The organism is Streptomyces sp. NPDC026062, assembly GCF_055568375.1.
Genome location: NZ_JBVHOQ010000001.1, coordinates 19,569 through 36,797, shown reverse-complemented (window position 1 = coordinate 36,797; position 17,229 = coordinate 19,569). Strand labels below are relative to the sequence as shown.

19 protein-coding genes and 1 riboswitch are annotated in these 17,229 nt (G+C 71.1%); of the genes, 9 read left to right on the top strand and 10 right to left on the bottom strand.

The window, feature by feature from the left end:
* Positions 1–71: 71 nt before the first annotated feature.
* On the top strand, positions 72–680 hold the full coding sequence (locus ACZ4LX_RS00195; RefSeq protein WP_467635896.1) for a helix-turn-helix domain-containing protein: 609 nt from the start codon (positions 72–74) through the stop codon (positions 678–680).
* A gap of 48 nt (positions 681–728) precedes the next feature.
* Positions 729–905 carry a DUF6126 family protein gene (locus ACZ4LX_RS00190; protein WP_326740262.1) on the top strand — a complete coding sequence of 59 codons (177 nt, stop codon included), beginning with the start codon at positions 729–731 and terminating at the stop codon, positions 903–905.
* 147 nt (positions 906–1,052) lie between these two features.
* On the opposite strand, the gene ACZ4LX_RS00185 is transcribed toward ACZ4LX_RS00190, so the two are convergent.
* Positions 1,053–1,865, bottom strand: coding sequence for a tyrosine-protein phosphatase (locus ACZ4LX_RS00185; RefSeq protein WP_467635890.1), 813 nt, complete (start codon positions 1,863–1,865; stop codon positions 1,053–1,055).
* 501 nt (positions 1,866–2,366) lie between these two features.
* A riboswitch (cyclic di-AMP (ydaO/yuaA leader) is annotated at positions 2,367–2,521 on the top strand.
* 3 nt (positions 2,522–2,524) lie between these two features.
* Here ACZ4LX_RS00185 and ACZ4LX_RS00180 point away from each other — a divergent pair.
* Positions 2,525–3,475 (top strand): M23 family metallopeptidase, encoded by a 951-nt coding sequence (locus tag ACZ4LX_RS00180; protein WP_467635883.1) that lies wholly within the window; start codon positions 2,525–2,527, stop codon positions 3,473–3,475.
* 216 nt (positions 3,476–3,691) lie between these two features.
* Complete coding sequence (locus tag ACZ4LX_RS00175) at positions 3,692–4,534, top strand: SGNH/GDSL hydrolase family protein (protein WP_467635879.1); 843 nt, start codon at positions 3,692–3,694, stop codon at positions 4,532–4,534.
* 13 nt (positions 4,535–4,547) lie between these two features.
* On the opposite strand, the gene ACZ4LX_RS00170 is transcribed toward ACZ4LX_RS00175, so the two are convergent.
* The 6 genes from ACZ4LX_RS00170 to ACZ4LX_RS00145 are packed head-to-tail and all read right to left on the bottom strand — an operon-like array spanning position 4,548 to position 10,058.
* Positions 4,548–5,438: an STM4011 family radical SAM protein gene (locus ACZ4LX_RS00170; RefSeq protein WP_467635874.1), complete on the bottom strand. Its 891-nt coding sequence runs from the start codon at positions 5,436–5,438 to the stop codon at positions 4,548–4,550.
* Positions 5,439–5,445: 7 nt separating this feature from the next.
* Complete coding sequence (locus tag ACZ4LX_RS00165; RefSeq protein ID WP_467635871.1) at positions 5,446–6,810, bottom strand: STM4012 family radical SAM protein; 1,365 nt, start codon at positions 6,808–6,810, stop codon at positions 5,446–5,448.
* A complete protein-coding gene (locus ACZ4LX_RS00160) occupies positions 6,807–7,622 on the bottom strand; it encodes an STM4013/SEN3800 family hydrolase (RefSeq protein WP_467636827.1) in 816 nt (271 codons plus the stop codon). Before ACZ4LX_RS00160 ends, ACZ4LX_RS00165 begins: the two co-directional genes overlap by 4 nt.
* A gap of 37 nt (positions 7,623–7,659) precedes the next feature.
* Positions 7,660–8,802, bottom strand: a complete 1,143-nt coding sequence (locus ACZ4LX_RS00155) for an STM4014 family protein (RefSeq protein WP_467635868.1) — start codon at positions 8,800–8,802, stop codon at positions 7,660–7,662.
* Entirely contained in the window at positions 8,783–9,097 is a 315-nt protein-coding gene (locus ACZ4LX_RS00150) for a hypothetical protein (protein WP_467635866.1), read from the bottom strand. Before ACZ4LX_RS00150 ends, ACZ4LX_RS00155 begins: the two co-directional genes overlap by 20 nt.
* 7 nt (positions 9,098–9,104) lie before the next feature.
* Positions 9,105–10,058: an STM4015 family protein gene (locus ACZ4LX_RS00145; protein WP_467635862.1), complete on the bottom strand. Its 954-nt coding sequence runs from the start codon at positions 10,056–10,058 to the stop codon at positions 9,105–9,107.
* A gap of 349 nt (positions 10,059–10,407) precedes the next feature.
* On the opposite strand from ACZ4LX_RS00145, the gene ACZ4LX_RS00140 reads away from it, so the two are divergent.
* The 3 genes from ACZ4LX_RS00140 (at position 10,408) to ACZ4LX_RS00130 (ending at position 12,462) form a co-directional block, all read left to right on the top strand.
* Positions 10,408–10,602, top strand: a complete 195-nt coding sequence (locus ACZ4LX_RS00140) for a hypothetical protein (RefSeq protein ID WP_467635859.1) — start codon at positions 10,408–10,410, stop codon at positions 10,600–10,602.
* Positions 10,603–10,903: 301 nt separating this feature from the next.
* Positions 10,904–11,230, top strand: a complete 327-nt coding sequence (locus tag ACZ4LX_RS00135) for a hypothetical protein (protein ID WP_136330525.1) — start codon at positions 10,904–10,906, stop codon at positions 11,228–11,230.
* A 230-nt stretch (positions 11,231–11,460) separates the two neighbouring features.
* The gene (locus ACZ4LX_RS00130) at positions 11,461–12,462 is read left to right on the top strand and encodes a DUF6745 domain-containing protein (RefSeq protein ID WP_467635853.1); all 1,002 of its coding nucleotides are present in this window, start codon (positions 11,461–11,463) and stop codon (positions 12,460–12,462) included.
* A gap of 80 nt (positions 12,463–12,542) precedes the next feature.
* On the opposite strand, the gene ACZ4LX_RS00125 is transcribed toward ACZ4LX_RS00130, so the two are convergent.
* From ACZ4LX_RS00125 to ACZ4LX_RS00115, 3 genes are all read right to left on the bottom strand, one after another.
* Positions 12,543–13,133 (bottom strand): TetR/AcrR family transcriptional regulator, encoded by a 591-nt coding sequence (locus tag ACZ4LX_RS00125; protein WP_467636824.1) that lies wholly within the window; start codon positions 13,131–13,133, stop codon positions 12,543–12,545.
* A gap of 92 nt (positions 13,134–13,225) precedes the next feature.
* Positions 13,226–14,434 carry a glutamate dehydrogenase gene (locus tag ACZ4LX_RS00120; protein ID WP_467635852.1) on the bottom strand — a complete coding sequence of 403 codons (1,209 nt, stop codon included), beginning with the start codon at positions 14,432–14,434 and terminating at the stop codon, positions 13,226–13,228.
* A gap of 161 nt (positions 14,435–14,595) precedes the next feature.
* Complete coding sequence (locus ACZ4LX_RS00115; protein ID WP_467635848.1) at positions 14,596–15,186, bottom strand: carboxymuconolactone decarboxylase family protein; 591 nt, start codon at positions 15,184–15,186, stop codon at positions 14,596–14,598.
* A gap of 217 nt (positions 15,187–15,403) precedes the next feature.
* Between ACZ4LX_RS00115 and ACZ4LX_RS00110 the strand changes: the two genes are divergently transcribed.
* On the top strand, positions 15,404–15,844 hold the full coding sequence (locus ACZ4LX_RS00110) for a PPOX class F420-dependent oxidoreductase (protein WP_467635845.1): 441 nt from the start codon (positions 15,404–15,406) through the stop codon (positions 15,842–15,844).
* A gap of 99 nt (positions 15,845–15,943) precedes the next feature.
* Positions 15,944–17,209 (top strand): MBL fold metallo-hydrolase, encoded by a 1,266-nt coding sequence (locus ACZ4LX_RS00105; RefSeq protein WP_467635840.1) that lies wholly within the window; start codon positions 15,944–15,946, stop codon positions 17,207–17,209.
* Positions 17,210–17,229: the final 20 nt, after the last annotated feature.

Here is a 17,229-nt window from a genome sequence, read left to right as displayed (position 1 = left end):
GGCGGCCGCCCAGCGTTTGCCTCGGAGGCAAGAAATTTGCCTCCGAGGAAAGTTCCTGGCCAAATGGAGATATGAATCCTCCAGAGGGAGGGGTGGCCGACGAGCTGCCCGGAGTCGCGCCACGCCTGCGCGAACTGCGCCGCGGCCGTGGTCTCACCCTGGAGACCGCTGCTCAGCGGGCCGGGCTCTCGCCCGCCCATCTGTCCCGGCTCGAAACGGGCCGCCGCCAGCCCTCGCTTCCCATGCTGCTCGGACTTGCCAGGATCTACGGTACGACGGTCTCCGAGCTGCTCGGTGAGATCCCCCCGGAACGTGACGCGATCGTCCGTGGCCGCAGGTTCGAAGGGGCCGAGGCCGACGGCTGGATGTACCAGCAGGCCGGCGGCCCCGGCCGGGCGATGCAGGCCCTGCGTGTCCGGGTCCCGCACGGCGCCCAGGGTGATCTGGTGCGGGTTCATCCCGGCGAGGAGTGGCTCCATGTCCTGGCCGGCCATCTGAGGGTGACCCTCGGCGAGACGGTCCACGACCTCGCACCCGGGGACAGCGCGCACTTCGACTCGCTCACCCCGCACCGGATCGCGGCCCTCGACCGTGACGGCGCGGAGCTGCTCTTCGTCCACACCCTGCTCCAGAGCCCCGCCGCCGAGCTGTGTCTCGGCAGCGGGATCCACCGTCGCTGAGACGCCGTCCCCGCCACCGGCCCCGCCGGTCGCCAGAGAGGACCTGTCATGTCCGATTCCGAGAACTACGACCCGCTCGGCCCGGGCCGCCCCAAGAACTATGACCCGCAGGAGAAGAAGATGCCTCGCGGGCTCGTCATCAGGCTCTTCGCCTATCTGGTGGCCGGGCACATCATCGCGGGCTTCCTCTATCTGCTGTTCGCCGTGGGGATGCACAACCAGTAGCGGCTGTGGCGGTGCACCGCCACAGCCCTTGGCCCTGGCGGTGTATCAGCGGTAAGGGGCGGTGCCGCAGTGTCGGTTGCCGGGGCGGCGCGCCGCCCGGTTCGCTGCGGCGGTGCACCAGTGGAAGCCGTGGGCGCCGCCCGTCGGTCAGACCTCGTCGAGCAGGCGCTCGCGCAGCCGCTCGCGGGTCTCCGGGGTTACCCCGAGACCGTCCGCCAGGTAGCGGTCGGTGCTGCCCCAGGTCTCGTCGATGGTCGCGAAGGCCGCGGCGAGGTAGTCGGGGTGGGCGCCGAAGAGCGGATTGAGCAGCTCCATCACCTCGGGCGACATTCCGGCGGGGGAGGCGTCGCTGCGGTGGACCTTGTAGCGGCGGTGCGCGTCGTTGGACTTGAGGTAGTCGGACTCGATTGCTTCGCGCTCGACGCCGACGGCCAGCAGGGACACCGCGATCGAGAGACCCGCGCGGTCCTTGCCCGCGGCGCAGTGCATCAGGGCGGGCACGCTGTCCTCGGCCAGGGCGTGCAGCACCCGGCTGTGCTCGGCCGTGCGCTCCAGGATGATCTGCCGGTAGGAAGCGATCATGCGGTGGGATCCCTTGCCGTCGGCCAGGATCGACCGCAGCTCGTCCGTGTTGCCGTCGCGCACCATTCGCCAGAATTCCGCGCCGTCCGCCGGGTCGGTGAGCGGGATGCTCACATTGCGGACGCCGGGAAGTTCCACGTCCAGGCCGTCCAGCTTGTGGTCGGCTGCGTTGCGGAAGTCGAACACGGTGTGCAGCCCGAGACCGGCGAGGAACGTGGCGTCCTCGGCCGTGGCGTGTGCCAGGTGACCGCTGCGGTAGAGCCGTCCGTACCGCACCCGGCGGCCGTCCGAGGTGGGCAGCCCGCCCACGTCACGGAAATTGCGGACACCCGCCAGTTCGGGCTCCGTCGACGGGGTCTGCGGCAGCTGCTGCGTCACGGTCACTCCTGGAGGCTCGGTCGCCGACGCGTGTCGCCGGCGGGTCCACGCTCGTGACGATACGACATCGATTCCTCGGATAATCCTCTTGGGTGAGGCCGCATTTCAGGCTCTGGTGCAGGCCCTGGATTTCGGCTCGGCGGCAGGGGCTCGTGGGCCCGGTCCGAAGCTCCCGGTCCCCGCTGCTGGTGCGAAGGGGTGGGGCGATGGGCATGACATGTCCGAATTGGGGTTTTTCGTCAAACTTGCCCCGCTTGTACGGGAGATGGTCGCTCTCTCGTGAGCGGGATCATATCCGTGACGGTGTGTGGCGGTGGCGCGTTGGGGTATTCCGGGAACCGCGCGGAAAGCCAAGATCCATAATCCACGGAGTGTGACCGGAATTCTTCGCCGATTTCCCGAAGCGGAATCGGTGGTGGAGCCGGTGGCTTGTTTCCGCCGTCCCGGCTCGCTTACGTTCACTGCCATCCGGACGGACCGCCTAATCCTGCCGCCGCCCGGAATTCGCACTCACTCACCGCGTGGCAGGAGCGGGGGAACCAGGTAAGCCGCCGACCGGGAATCCGGCCGGCTCGGGGTGAAGTCGCGCCAGCCGCGACCGGACATCTCCAGTCCGAACCCGACAGCTCACCTCGCAGGCGCCGGAGAGGAAAACCTTCATGCCCATATCGGGTAAGCACCGCCGTCCCAAGTCCAGCACCATCGCCCGTGGCGTCGTCGTCGCGAGTGCCGGCGGAGCCGTCATCGCGCTTCCGCTACTCGGCGCCACCGGTGCCAACGCCGCGGAGCAGGCCGCTCCCGCAGCCGCGCAGTCGGCCGCCACGCACGCCACCCCGGCCAACCCGGTCGCGAAGAAGCAGGCCGGCACCACGACCTACTCCGTGGTCTCCGGCGACTACCTGTCGAAGATCGCCGCCCAGCACAAGCTCAAGGGCGGCTGGGAGAAGCTGTACCAGGACAACCGCAAGGTCGTCGGCGACAACCCGAGCCTGATCTTCCCCGGCATGAAGCTGACCCTCGGCGGCAAGGCCTGGGGTCACTCCTCGACCACCTCCACGGGCACCACCACCCCGTCGAAGGCCGCGCCCGAGGCTCCGGCCAAGTCCGAGACGAAGGCCTCCACGGTCTCCGACTCCACCCCCTCGTCCTCCTCCGACGCCTCGTCGTCCGAGGAGACCTCCGCCCCGGCCGCCCGGAGCAACGACTCGGGCTACGTCCACCCGGTCCCGGGCAACCACACCACCGCCTACCGCGCCTCCGGCGCCAGCTGGTCCAGCGGCAGCCACACCGGCATCGACTTCCCCGTCTCCGCCGGTACGAGCGTGAAGGCGATCACCTCCGGCACCGTCGTCACCGCGGGCTGGGGCGGCGCGTACGGCAACGAGGTCGTCATCAAGCACGCCGACGGCCACTACTCGCAGTACGGCCACATGTCCTCGCTCTCCGTCTCGGCGGGTCAGACCGTGACCGCGGGTCAGCAGGTCGGCCTGTCCGGCTCCACGGGCAACGCCACCGGCCCGCACCTCCACTTCGAGGTCCGCACGGGCCCGGCGTACGGCTCGGACATCGACCCCATCGCCTACCTGGCGTCGCACGGGATCAACGTCTGATCCGGACAACACCGGTCCGGTGATCCGGGCCTGAGCAACACATGGAGGGACGGTGCGCGGCGGCGCACCGTCCCTCCGCTTTTGCGTGCGCACGCCCCACCGGGGGGCGTACTTATTCCCCCTTTACCAAAAACTGACCAGGTGGTCTATCTCACCACCCGTCAACCCCATATTACGGTCGCGTAGGTCACATTCGGCGAGGCAGGATATGCCCTTGTGGCAGACGATTCGAACAACATCCAGCAGGGCGTCATCAACCGACAGGACGCCATCGAGTCGTACGCGGCGATTGGCGACAGTTTCACCGAGGGAGTCGGTGACCCCGGCCCGGACGGAACCTTCGTCGGCTGGGCCGACCGGTTCGCGGTACTCCTCGCGGACCAGCTCCCGGACACCGACGCGGCGGACACCGCAGGAGCCGCGCACGGGAATTTCCGGTACGCCAATCTCGCCGTACGAGGACGACTCCTCGACCAGATCGTCGAGGAACAGGTGCCGCGCGCCAGGGAACTCGCCCCCGACCTGGTGAGCTTCTGCGCAGGCGGCAACGACATCATCCGGCCGGGCACCGACCCGGACGACGTGGCCGAGCGCTTCGAGCGCGCGGTCGCCGACCTGACCCGGTCGGTCGGCACCGTCATGGTCACCACCGGCTTCGACACCCGTGACGTTCCCGTGCTGCGCCATCTGCGCGGCAAGATCGCCACCTACACCGCTCATGTGCGGTCCATCGCCGACCGCTACGACTGCCCGGTGCTCGACCTCTGGTCCCTGCGCTCGGTGCAGGACCGGCGGGCCTGGGACGACGACCGGCTGCACCTCTCGCCCGAGGGACACACCCGGGTCGCGCTGCGCGCCGCCCAGGTCCTCGGCCTCGACGTGCCCGCGGACCCGGACCAGCCGTGGCCGCCGCAGGCACAGCGCGGAACGCTCGAAGTGCGGCGCGACGACATCCACTGGGCACGCGAGTACCTGGTGCCGTGGATCGGCAGGCGGTTGCGCGGTGAGTCCTCGGGCGACCACGTCGAGGCCAAACGCCCCGACCTGCTGCCGCTCTGACCATCCGCTGTCCTCAGCCGCCCAAGGATCCTGCCGGGGCGGCGGGGGACAGCGGATCCGCCGGTATGCGCTCCAGCACCCCGCCGGCGAAGACGTCGTACAGCGGCAGTGTCTCCAGGTGCACATAACCGATGTGGCAGTCGCAGACGGCGAGCGGACAGGCCCGGGGCCCGAGCGCCGCGCGGTAGCTGCCGTCGTAGAGATTGCCGAGCTCGGCACGGACGAAGTGACAGCGTCGCACCGTGCCGTCCCCGTCCACCGAGATCACCGACTCACCGGTCCGGCAGGGCAGGCCGGCCGAGCGGTGCGGATGGCGGCTGTACGGGAACAGCGGGTCGATCGCAGTCCACCGGTCCGCCTCCTCGTCCGTGTAGGTGTGTCCCTCGGCGGCGTTGACCCAGAGGTAGACCTCCTCGGGAAGGGCGGCCCGCAGCCGCCGCGCCTCGTCGAGATGGGTGTCGAGCCCGACCACTCCCACGCTGTGGCGGATCCCCAGCGAGGCCAGCTCCGCGCACCGGCCGAGAAACCGCTCGTACGGTGTCTGGCCCGGGTGGTACGTGCACCAGAGCGCGATCTTCTCGCGGCCCGCGGTGCCGGCGGCGGCCAGCCACTGCGTACGGCCGCTGAGGTTCGTCTGGATCGCCACCCTGCGGATGTGCGGCAGCCGTGACAGCTCGACCAGCGCCCGGCGGTACCAGGAGCGCACCAGGCCCTCGCCCCACGGGGTGAACAGCACCGAGATCCGGTCGTCCGTCCGCGCCGCCGCCCACGCGGTGAAGCGCTCCAGCGCGGCCCGGTCCGCCCGCAGCTGTTCCCGGCTGTCGCGCCGCTTGGCGAACGGACAGTACGGGCAGTCGTAGTCGCACGACGCGAGCGGACCCCGGTAGAGAATCGTCAGATCCATGCGGGGCTCACTTCAGCTCGTACGCGGCCATCGCGGCCCGTACGGCGGGGGAGAAGAGCTCGGGGCCCAGGGCGTCCGAGTGGGCGAGTCCCTCGGGTGTCAGCCGCAGCAGGCCGTCGGCAGCCGCGTCGCGGTCGAGCCAGCCCCGCCCGTCGAACCGGGCGAGCTCGCCGGGGAAGTCCTGGCCGGGTTCCGTACCGAAGCGTTCGCGGTACTCGGACACGCGCAGTCCCTCGGCCTGGAGGACGGACTGCAGAAGATGGCGGCGGCGTGCCTCGTCGCCGTCGGTGAACCGGCCCACCTCGGCGCGCGAGAAGTCCTCGGCCGCCGTGTAACCGTCGATGATCGCCCGTATCTCGCGCGTCTCCACCGCGTAGTCGAAGGAGTAGTGCAGCCGCGACGTGTAGGAACGGGCACCGCAGCCCAGGCCGATCATGCCGTCGGTCTGGCAGGCGTAGTCGTCGGGGCCCTCGGTGCGCGGCGCGTCGGCGCGGCGGAACATCCGCATCGACACCTGCTCGTAGCCGAGGGCGAGCAGATGGTCGCGGCCGGCCCGGTACAGCCGCAGTCGCTGCTCGTCCCAGGCGGCGTCCGCGGCAGCCTCGTCAGCGCCCCCGAGCCTGCCCAGGCCGGTCAGCGGCCGGACGTAGAGCGGATAGAGATACAGCTCCTCCGGCTGCCACCGCAGTGCCGCGTCCAAGGAGGTACGCCAGCTCTGCTCGGTCTGGCCGTCGATGCCGTAGATCAGGTCGATGTTGAGGACCGGGATGCGGCTCTCCCTGATCAGACCCAGGGCCGCCTCGACATCGGCACGCCGCTGCGGACGGACCGCCGCACGGGCCTCGGCCTCGACGAAGCTCTGCACACCGATGCTGATCCTCGTCGTGCCCCGGTCGGCGAGGACGGCCAGCCGGTCGGCCGTCGCGGTCGACGGTGACGTCTCGACGGACAGCGGTACGGACCGCAGGTCGGCGCCCATGCGCTTCTCCGCGATGTCGCACAGGCGCTCCAGCTCGCCGGCCGTCAGGAAGGTGGGCGTCCCGCCGCCGAACGCGGCGGCGGCGAAGCGCACCGGTTCCGCGTCGCCCAGGGCATCCCGTACAGCAGTCGCCTGCCGGTCCAGCGCGTCCAGATAGCGGGTGGTGAGCTCGTCGGGCGCGCCGATCCGGGTGAAGAGGTTGCAGAAGCCGCAGCGGACCTCGCAGAAGGGTATGTGGAGGTAGAGCGAGAGCGCGTCCTTGCTCTCGCCCGCCCACAGGTCACTCAGCGAGGGCCGCCCGCCGGGGTGTTCGGAGAGCCTGCTGTACGCGGTCTTGTGCGGGTAGGCGTAGACGTAGCTCTGGTACGGGCGAGTGGTGTGCCGACTGGTCATCGTGCGGTGGCTCCCGGTTCCAGGAAGAAGTGCGCGTACGGAACGGTCCAGACGGACTCGTGACCGAGCCGGTGACCGGTGTAGCCGTCGTCGCCGTACGCCGTGCCGTGGTCGGAGCAGACGATGGCGAACGCCCGTCCGCGGCTGCTCACGGCTGCGAAGAGGCGGCCGATGTGCGCGTCCACGTACTCCAGCGCTGCCGCGTGGGTGGCACGGCTGTCTCCCGCGTCGCGGGTCGCACCGCGCCGGTGGAACCAGTTCGGCTGGTGCAAGGCCGACACATTGACGAAGAGGAACAGCCTTTGACCGGAGGGGAGTTCCCCGACGACCTGCTCGGCGCGGGCCACCTGCTCCTCGAACGAGGTGGGTGAGGCCACCCCGAACCCGGACTCCCAGTACGCCTCCTGGAACAGTCCGGGCAGCACCGAGCCGAGCGGTGCCTGCCGGTTGAAGAAACCCACCCCGCCGATGCACACCGTGCGGTATCCGGCCCCGGCCAGGCCGGAGACCAGATCGGGGGTATCGAAGACGAAGGTGCGCTCCGCCGTGGTCTCACTGCCGGCGAACCGCGCGGCGAACAGCCGGGGATGCGGTCCGGGGGAGGCCGGTGTGGGCAGGAACCCGGCGAAGATCGCCTGGTGCGAGGCGTAGGTGAAGCTCCCCGGAGCATGCCGCTTCTCCCAGACGCCGCCCGGCAGATGCCGGGCCAGATTCGGGATACGGCCGGCGGCGGCGAGCTCCGCCGCGACGTCGTACCGCAGAGTGTCCAGGGTGACGAGCAGCAGATCATGGCTGCCCACGACCTCGCTCATGTCGGGGCCGGCGGCGTCCGTGACGCCGGAGTGTGATTCAGGGGGTTGCGCTGACACGGTGGTTCCTTGCTCGGTTCAGTACGGCGGCGATCTGCGCCGCATAGGTGTCCAGGCCCTCGGCGCCGCTGCCCGGCAGGCCGGTCAGCCGCGGCAGCAGATCGCCGAAGGCGTTGACCTCGCCGACGGCGAAGCGCCGCCAGCCGGTGGCGGGCAGCAGATCGACGCCCACGCACAGCATGTCCGGGAAGGCGGCGGCCGCCCTCTCGCACACGGCCAGCGCCTCGGCCCAGTTGCCGCCCGCCGCCTCGATGGCGGCCCGCACCTCGTCCAGATCGCCGCGTGTACCGCCGAGATGCAGATTGGTCATGGGGGAGCTGCTGGTGCGGACCACGGCATGGGTGGCCCGGCCGTCGATCACCACGACCCGCAGATCCGAGGCCCGGCCCCGGTGCGAGGCCTTGGGCAGCCAGCGTTCGATGTGCAGGCCGTCGGGCGCGAGTGCGTCGACGATCGCCGCCACCTCCCGTTCCGTCGTGAGGCGGCGGACCCGGAGCGAGTTGTGGAGACGGCCGGCCGGATCGCGCTCGACCGATGTGGCTGCCCGGATCCGCCCCGGACCGGCCGTCTCCACGGCCATCACCCCGGAGGCCGAGGATCCGTGCGCGGGCTTCACGAACACGCGTGGCAGGCGGTGTTCCGTCATCAGCGCGCGTACATCGGCCCAGCCACGGACGGGACGAGCGCCCTGCCCCGATGTAGGCGAGGCGGGTACGGGAACACCGGCGGCGTCCAGGACCCCGTGGCACAGGCGCTTGTCGAACAGCGTCGCGATGTCGCCCGGGCCGTCGAGCACGAGCGCGCCCGCAGCCTCGGCCGCCCGTGCCACGTCCCGCACGGCGGAGACGAACCGCGTGTACCAGAGGGCCGAGCCCTCCACCCTGGTCGGGTCGGCCACCCCGCGCAGCAGCCGCTCGACCTCGGCGTCCTCGCCGGGCGATTCGACGCGCACGGTCTCGCCGGGCAGGAAGTCCGCCTCGCCCCTCAGTACGCCGAGCCAGGACACCGAGCGGGCAGCCGGAAGCCCGGCGGCGCGCACCGCGTCCTGGAAGAGGCCGACCCTGCGGCTGCCGGGATTGCCGACGACCGCAAGGCGCGGCGCCCTACTCGCCGACCGCGACATAACGGGGCTCGTCGTCCTCGGGATCCCAGTGGTCCGCCTCGTCGAGACCGACGTGGACGCCCTCGCGGGCGTACATCTCGCGGACGCGCCCCCTCACCGGATCGGTGAGGGAGTGGTGGTGCAGGTCCGGCGAGGTCGGATCCGGGAGCGCCGGCCCTTCCCCGGCGCAGTCCGGCCGCCGGGCCGCGGAGCCGGCCTCGTGCAGCGCCGTCGGAGCCGGGCCCTGCTCACCGGGCGGCGGCAGGGTGAGGACGGGCAGTCCGTGGAAGGTGCCGGGGTGCTCGATGTACGTCACCGCGCACTCACTCCGACACCGTGACGTACCGGCCCGCCGCCCCGCGGTCGCCCCACGGCTTGCAGCGGTCCGACAGATCCACCCGCACGCCGTGCGGCTCCAGCGCCTCGGCGACCCGGCGCTCCATCGGCTCGGTGAGGAAATGGTGGTGCAGATCGAGGACGTCGAGATGTGTCAGCGGCTGCCCCTCCAGCAGCGCCGCCGCTCCCTCGTCGCCGAGGGTGCCGCAGGACAGGTCGAGGGTGCGCAGCCGCGCCACGACCGGGGCGGAGGCGACGGCCGCCGCGATCTCGTTCTCCACCTCGCTGTTGCGCAGACCGAGATGGCTCAGAGCCGGGAAACGGGTCCCCGACAGCAGCGGGGCGAGATCGGCGACATCGGTTTCGCCCCCGTAGGCGGAGACACCCAGCCACAGGTCGAGTCGCTCCAGCGCGGGCAGTTCGCTGTCCAGCACCCCGCGCACCACCTGCACCGGCAGCCCGCCGGTCTCGATGGTGAGCGAACGCAGCCGCTCGTGCTTCGTGGCGGGGAAGACGAGCTCGGAACCACCGCGCACCCCGAGCTCCACCAGCGCGGGAAAGGCGGTGAGCAGCGCGGTGACGTCACTCTGCTGGATCCAGGAGATCTCCGCCTCCTCCATCGTCAGATCGCCCACGAACACGGCTTCCAGTGACGTCAGCCGCTCGGCCGCGGCGATGACGAGATCGATCGGGTACGACGACGTCTCCTCGTACGACTCGCCCCACTGCCCGATGATCAGCGCACGGACACCGGCCGGGTCCACCTCGTCCAGGAACGCGGCGAACTCCTGCTCCCAGGTGTGGTCCTCGTCCTCGTACGGTTCGACGAACACGCGCCAGGCCGCCGCGTCGGCGGCCGGCCGGGGGCTGCCGTCCGTCCCGGACTGGAAATCGACGGCCGGAAGGCCGAGCAGTTCGTGCAGGTGGTCCACATCGGACATGGCCCTGATCTCCTGATGACGGCGACGGTTTGATGTCCGCAAGGTTTATCAAGTCCCACTGACAACGGGGCGACCGGGCTCCCCGGCTCGTTCACAAGAAGCGGATCCGGCTCGGCCCGCGTGGTCGAACAGTGCCCGGGGGTATCCGCGGACCGCCCGGCAGGGGCACGCCGTGCAGGGCGAGCCGGCGCCCGGACGGGCCCGGGCGGGCTTCCGGGGTCGGTTACGGTGAGCGACCCGCAGGTGTTGACCCGCCAGAGAGTGAGAGCGCCCGATGGAGCCGCCGTTCTGCGCCATATGCTGTGTCCCGTACCAACGTTCAGGCTTTGAGTACGAGGACTTCACACTGGTGGGATTCCGGCCCACGCGCACGTATCCGGACGACTGGGCCGGCCACCCGGAGTACTGCGAGTGGTTCTGCCCCGTGCATCTGCCGTTCACGGAGGGCCTGACCGATCTCCCGGCGACGGAAGCCGTCGCGCACATCCGGGCGACCCTGCGCGAGGCGGCGGACCGGGGCACCCGGGACGACCCGGGAGCGTGACCTGACAAGGACGCCGGGAGAGCACGCGAGGATGCCGCCACAGAAGTCGAGTCCGAGCCGTCAGACGTGAACGACGCCCTGCCGCCGGTCGCCCGGACGTGAACGACGCCCGGGCTCCGTCGGCTGAGGTGAGGCGGCCGGTTCCGGCCGGACAGCACAACCGGAGGACAGCCCGGCGGAGCCGTGGACGGACCCCGGGCCACAGCCTCCATGACCTCGGGCAGGCGGCGTTGTCAGACCCCCGCCGTAGCGTCTTCCCTGTGGCCGGCACAGTGGGTGCGGCCACGGAGGGGAGACCTCTGTGTACCGGCAGGGTGACGTACTGATCATGGCGCTGGAGGAGTCCGCGGTGCCCGCGAATCTCCTGGAGGCGCCGGGCGAACTGCGCGACGGGCGCGGCCGGCTGGTCCTCGCGCTCGGCGAGGTCACCGGACACGCGCACGCCGTCCCGGGGCCGGGAAGACTCATCCGCGAGGGCGGGGTGTTCGGCCCGATGCTGCTCCACCTCCCCGACGGCGGCCGCGTGGTGCACGAGGAACATGCGGTGATCTCGCTGCCGAAGGGGTGGTTCCGAGTGGTGCGCCAGCGTGAATACGCACCGGGGGCGGTCCGCATCGTCGCGGACTGAGTGACCAGGACCTCCGGGAACGCCAGGGGCGCACGGCGGTGCGTGAGCACCTGGCAGCGCACGCGGGCCGGGCCAGTCACACAGGGGGCAGTTCACCCACCTCGGCGGGCGCTCCCACACCGACGGACACACCCACGGTGACCGGCAGACATACATGGGCAGTTGCGGGACACTCCCGGACGCAGGGGCGTCCGGAACACGGAACACAGGATCAGGGGACGGGGAAGACGATGCAGTACGTGGACTCATGGCGGGCCGTGGCAGCGGCGACCGGAGCGGCGGACCGGGCAGCGGCCGAAGAAGGGGTGCGGCTCGCCTACCGGCGTGCGGGTCTGGCCGAGCCGGCGGAGTTCGTCTGGGCGGATTCGCCCAGGGCCGCCGTCGAGGCGGTGGAGAAGCTGACCGATGCGGGCCGCTCGGTCCGTGAGGACGTCCGGACCCGGCCGTGGGCGGAGGAACGGCGCCGGATGTACGACGAACTGGGCCCGGCCGGCTGGTCCGCGCTGTGGTCCGCCACCGGTGCCCAGCTCTGGGAGACCACGTCCGCGCTGGCCGACCGCATACGGGCAGGGGTCGTGGCGGACCTCGCCGGGAAGCCCGAGGACGAGTCGGATGTGCGGCTGGTTCTGCTCGACGCCGTCCTCGGGCAGCACGACGCGGCCTGGCTCGCCGCCTTCGACGGCCGGGGCGACCGGCTCGACGGACTCGCGGCCGTCGCGAGGAACGCCGGCTGGTGGTGGCCGTACGAGCGCACGGTGGTGATGAGTGAACGTCCCGAGACCCTGCACCGGGACGAGGCGGGACGGCTCGACAGCGGTGACGGTCCCGCGCTCGCCTACCGCGACGGCTTCTCCCTGTACGCCTGGCGCGGCATGCCCGTACCCGCCGAGTTCCTCGCCGAGCTGGCCGTGCTGACGCCCGAGCGGATCCGTGCCGAGGCCAACGCGGAGCTGCGCCGCGTGATGCTGGAGTTCTACGGGTACGACCGGTATCTCACCGAGTCCGGAGCCGAACCGGTGCACCGGGACGAGACGGGTGTTCTCTGGCGCATCCCGCTCGACGGAGACGAGGACGTGGTCATGGTGGAGGTGGTCAACTCCACTCCGGAACCGGACGGGACACATCGCACGTACTGGCTCCGGGTGCCGCCGCGCACCAGGACCGCGAAGGAGGGCGTCGCGTGGACCTTCGGACTTCAGGGAGAGGCCTACGCACCGGTGCGTCAGACCTGACCCGCCCCGGGGAAGCGAAGCGGCGGACGGGAGCCGGAGAGGCGGATCACCCGGACGGGGCGGCCGGGCCCGGCAGCGCGTCAGGCCATCAGGGTCCCGTGGTCGATGCCCAGTTCACGGGCGAGCGCCTCCTCGGCCCACTCCAGCATCGTGGCGCGGGACAGCGGACCCGCGTACGACGTCATCTGTACCGCCAGACCGTCCAGCAGCGCGGTCAGCCGCCAGGCGACGGACATCGGGTCGTCGCAGCGGAACTCGCCCGCGGCCGCGCCCTCTTCGATGACCTCGGCCAGCTCGGCCTTCCACTGCTGGTCGAGATCGCCCGCGACATTGCGCAGTGCCGGGTCGCGGAGGGAGGCCGCCCATCCTTCGATCCACAGCCGCCAGCCCTTGGCCTGGCCCGTCGGCGCGTACCACCGCACGGCGGCGCGCAGGCGGCGGACGGCCGTGGTGCGCCGGCTCAGCAGCTTGCGCAGATGGGCCAGGTCGGCCTCCGCGGCGTGTGCGAACGCGGCTGCGACCAGCTTCTCCTTGGTCGAGAAGTGGTAGAGCACAAGGGCGTTGCTCACGCCGAGCACGGATGCCACATCGGCGATCCGTACCGCCGCGACACCCCGTACCTCGATCTGCTCGACCGCAGCGCGCAGCAACTCCTCGCGCCGCTCCGCCACACCCAACCGCACTCTTGCCACGGCGTCAGCCTAACCAATGCCCGCTCCACAGAGGGCCGGGGGCGGGCCCGGAACCGGCTGCGGGTTCGGGTTCAGCGGTACCAGCCGAAGCGGTCGGCCATCACCGGCAGCCGGTCGGCGACGACGGCGTGCGCTGCCGCGCGCGGAGTGCGGCCGTCCGCCTCGGCGCGGGCCAGTACGAGTTCGATGAGGGCGCGCATCGAGCGCCGGATGTACGCGAAGGCCTCATCCGCGTCCGCGCCGATGTCGCCGAAGAGTGTCCACCACCACCAGGCGTTGGTACCGGAGTTGACGACCACATCGGGCAGCACCGTGATCCCGCGCGAGGTGAGCAGTGCCTCCGCCTCCGGCAGGACCGGCATGTTGGCCGCCTCGACCACCCAACGGGCTCTGATCCGGGACTGGTTCGTCAGATCGATGGCGTAGGAGACGGCGGCGGGTACGAGCACGTCGGCGTCCTGCGCCAGCCAGGCGTCGGCCGGCAGCTCCTCATCGGTGTCGCGCAGCACGCCCCGGTCCACCGTGCCGTAGGCGTCGCGGGCACCGAGGAGCGCCTCGACGTCGAGACCGTCCGGGTTCGCGATCGTTCCCTTGACATCGGCGACAGCGACCACCCGCAGACCCGCCCGGGACAGGAACCGGGCGGTCGCCCCGCCCATGGTGCCGAGCCCCTGGAGCGAGACCCGCGCGTCCGCGTACGCGATCTCGGCCCCGTCCAGCGCGGCCAGCGCGGACTCGGCGACTCCGCAGCCGCCGGCCAGCTCGTCGAGGCCGATGCCGTCCACCTCGACGGCGAAGGCGTCGGCCAGCCGCCGGCGCGCCGCGGCCTCGTCGTCGAGCAGCGGGTACACCGCCTGCACGGTGGAGACGAGCCCCGCTTCCGCGGCGGCGCGGTCGATCAGTTCCTGGGTGAGCCCGAGGTCCTCGCCGGTCGTCCAGATGCTCTCCACGTACGGACGCATCGCCCGCAGATAGCGCACCAGAAGGCCGTACGCCGCCGGATCGCGGGGGTCGCAGTCGATTCCGCCCTTTGCGCCGCCGAGCGGTATGTAGCGCGCGCCCGGCCGGTCCGCGTCGAAGTGGAGGGCTTCCTTCATCGTCATGCCGCGGGCCAGCCCGGTGACCTCGGCCAGCGTGCAGCCCTCGCGCATGCGCAGCCCGCCACTGGACACCCCGCGCACCAGCCGGTCGACGACAAGGTGCCCCTGGCGGCCCGTGACGTGGTCCGTCCAGGTCAGGGAGATCAACGGGGCGGGCGGGGACACCGGAGGTGTCGTCATCGGGGGTGCTCCTCGGTCACGCGATCGGGGCGGGCCCGGGGCGGTGCCGTGGATACCGGGGGAGCGGACCCGCCGCCCCCGATACCGGCCGACGATCATTTACTGAATCACCAGTCAGTATTGGGAGCCGGGGGCCCACTGTCAACGCGGTCTGCGCCGCCTCATCGGTCCGTGGCCGGAGTGTGCTCTTCGGACGTGCCGGGCCACTGCGACTCGCACCGGTCCTTGAAGCCCTGACTGGTGAGTCCCAGGGCCGAATTCGACCGTGACCGCATGTTCTCCACCGCGATCACCGTCGTCAGCTCGACAAGCGCCGCCTCACCGAGCGAACCACGCAGCCGGTCCACCATCGCGTCCTCCACCTGGGGCGGGGTGACGGTCATGGCCTCCGCGTAGGCCAGCACCTCGCGCTCCAGCGGGGTGTAGACGTCGCTCTCGCGCCACCCGGGTACCTCGCGGAGCTTGCGCGGGTCCATGCCCTGGCCGTGGTGCACCCAGTAGCCGAAGTCCATGCACCAGCCGCATCCGACGGTGGCCGCGGACGCCATCACCGCCAGGGCCTTGAGCCGCGGGTCCAGCTTCTTCCAGCGGTCCACGGACAGCTCCAGCCTGGAGCAGGCCCACAGCACCCCGGTGTGGTGGGCACCGGCGCGCAGGGGATCGATGACCTTCCCGTACGCACGGTTCGAGTACCACGAGACGGCACGGAACAGGAGGCTGCGGGGCGGGTCGAGCGAAATACGGGCTGTCATGACCGGTCTCCTCCGGTACGGCTCGGTGCCGGCGGGGGTGGTGAGGATGCCGCCGCCGGGCTGCTGACACGGGTGCGACGAAACGCGGGCCACGGAATGTGACATCGGTGCGCCGGGGGAGCGGCCGGGCGGCATGGGGTGGCCTGATCCGGACGCTTGCCGAACGAGTCCGTACCGGATCCGGAATCCTGCGGGCGGACCGGACGTTGGATCCGGCATGACGGGATTCGATGCACAGCAGCAGGAACTGCTACGGCTGGTGGCCGAGGAGAACGGCGGTGTGCTGGTCACGCTCAGGCGGGACGGCAGACCGCAGATGTCCAATGTGAACCACTTCTACTACCCCGACGAGCGCATCATCCGTGTCTCGGTCACCGAGGGCCGGGCGAAGACCCGGAACCTGTCGCGGGACCCGCGGGCGAGCTACCACGTGACCAGCCAGGACCGCTGGGCCTGGACGGTCGCGGACGGTACGGCCGAGCTCACACCGGTGGCCGCCGACCCCGATGACGCCACCGTGGCGGAACTGATCACCCTCTATCGCGACGTCCAGGGTGAGCACCCGGACTGGGAGGACTACCGCCGGGCCATGGTCAGGGACCGCCGGATCGTCCTGCGGCTCCACGTCGAGCACGTGTACGGGCAGCAGCGTGGCTGATCGGCTCCTTCCGGAGCGCCATCCGGTTGGATGCTCCGTACTCGCGCAGCCGTTCCCGCTGTCCATAATGAGACGATACCGACTCCCTCAGGAGACCTTGTGACCGGCGCTGACTCCCCACTCCCGCTGCGCACCCGGCTGCGTGCGCTGCGTCCCGCCGCCTTCGGGGCCGACCCGGGCGGCGCCCGTATGGAACGCATCCGCCGTTCCCCCAATTTCGCCGACGGGGTCTTCCAGAACCCGGTGGGGGCCCGGACCAGGCCGTCCGGCTCCGCGCTGGAGTTCGCGAAGGTCTACTTCCGCAAGGAGGAGCGGGTCCTCAGAGCGCCGACCGGGACCGTGCCGGTCCACCCCACGACCCTCGCCGACCTCGCCGAGCCCCCCGCCTCCGGACTACGGCTCACCTGGATGGGGCATTCCAGTGTGCTCGCCGAGATCGACGGACGGCGGGTGCTGTTCGACCCGGTCTGGGGCGAGCGCTGTTCGCCCTTCGCCTTCGCCGGCCCCAAGCGTGTGCACCCCGCACCGCTGCCGCTCGGTGCCCTCGGCCCGGTCGATGTCGTGGTGATCTCGCACGACCACTACGACCACCTCGACCTCCCGACGATCCGCTCGCTCGCGGACACGGCCACGGTCTTCGCGGTACCTCTCGGTGTCGGCGCGCACCTGGAGCGCTGGGGGGTGCCCCTGGACCGGATCCACGAACTCGACTGGAACGAGTCCACGACCGTCGCCGGTATCAGCCTGACCGCGACGCCCGCCCGGCACTTCTGCGGCCGAGGTCTGCGCAACCAGCAGCACACCCTCTGGGCTTCCTGGGCGGTTGCCGGCCCCGAGCACCGGATCTACCACAGCGGTGACACCGGCTACTTCCCCGGCTTCAAGGAGATCGGCGCCGAGCACGGCCCGTTCGACGCCACCATGATCCAGATCGGTGCGTACAGCCAGTACTGGCCGAAGGACCAGACGGACAGCAAGCCGGAACCCGGCGCCTGGCCCGACATCCACATGAGTCCCGACGAGGGGGTCCGGGCCCATCTCGACCTCCAGGGCGACGACCCGTCGGCGGGCGTCATGCTGCCGATCCACTGGGGTACCTTCAACCTCGCTCTTCACCCGTGGGCCGAACCCGCCGAATGGTCCATGCGTGCCACGCAGTTCGCCGGCGTGACGATGGCGGCTCCCCGGCCGGGCCAGCCGTTCGAACCCGCGAACCCTCCCGCCGTCGAGCCGTGGTGGCGCGACGTCGCCGCCGAACCGGCACCCGGGTGGGGCAACTGGCCCCCCGTGCACGTACAGCTTCCCGGCACGGCCAGGGCCGCCGCCACCTCCGGACGCGACCGGGACAGGGCCCCCCAGGCATAGGACGCATGTGCCGGCCCTCC

Excerpts from the sequence above, each read along its gene's own strand:
- ACZ4LX_RS00195 (WP_467635896.1), top strand. The coding sequence starts at position 72 with ATGAATCCTCCAGAGGGAGGGGTGGCCGACGAGCTGCCCGGAGTCGCG.
- ACZ4LX_RS00190 (WP_326740262.1), top strand. The coding sequence starts at position 729 with ATGTCCGATTCCGAGAACTACGACCCGCTCGGCCCGGGCCGCCCCAAG.
- ACZ4LX_RS00180 (WP_467635883.1), top strand. The coding sequence starts at position 2,525 with ATGCCCATATCGGGTAAGCACCGCCGTCCCAAGTCCAGCACCATCGCC.
- ACZ4LX_RS00170 (WP_467635874.1), bottom strand. The coding sequence starts at position 5,438 with ATGGATCTGACGATTCTCTACCGGGGTCCGCTCGCGTCGTGCGACTAC.
- ACZ4LX_RS00165 (WP_467635871.1), bottom strand. The coding sequence starts at position 6,810 with ATGACCAGTCGGCACACCACTCGCCCGTACCAGAGCTACGTCTACGCC.
- ACZ4LX_RS00160 (WP_467636827.1), bottom strand. The coding sequence starts at position 7,622 with ATGAGCGAGGTCGTGGGCAGCCATGATCTGCTGCTCGTCACCCTGGAC.
- ACZ4LX_RS00155 (WP_467635868.1), bottom strand. The coding sequence starts at position 8,802 with ATGTCGCGGTCGGCGAGTAGGGCGCCGCGCCTTGCGGTCGTCGGCAAT.
- ACZ4LX_RS00145 (WP_467635862.1), bottom strand. The coding sequence starts at position 10,058 with ATGTCCGATGTGGACCACCTGCACGAACTGCTCGGCCTTCCGGCCGTC.
- ACZ4LX_RS00130 (WP_467635853.1), top strand. The coding sequence starts at position 11,461 with ATGCAGTACGTGGACTCATGGCGGGCCGTGGCAGCGGCGACCGGAGCG.
- ACZ4LX_RS00120 (WP_467635852.1), bottom strand. The coding sequence starts at position 14,434 with ATGACGACACCTCCGGTGTCCCCGCCCGCCCCGTTGATCTCCCTGACC.
- ACZ4LX_RS00115 (WP_467635848.1), bottom strand. The coding sequence starts at position 15,186 with ATGACAGCCCGTATTTCGCTCGACCCGCCCCGCAGCCTCCTGTTCCGT.
- ACZ4LX_RS00110 (WP_467635845.1), top strand. The coding sequence starts at position 15,404 with ATGACGGGATTCGATGCACAGCAGCAGGAACTGCTACGGCTGGTGGCC.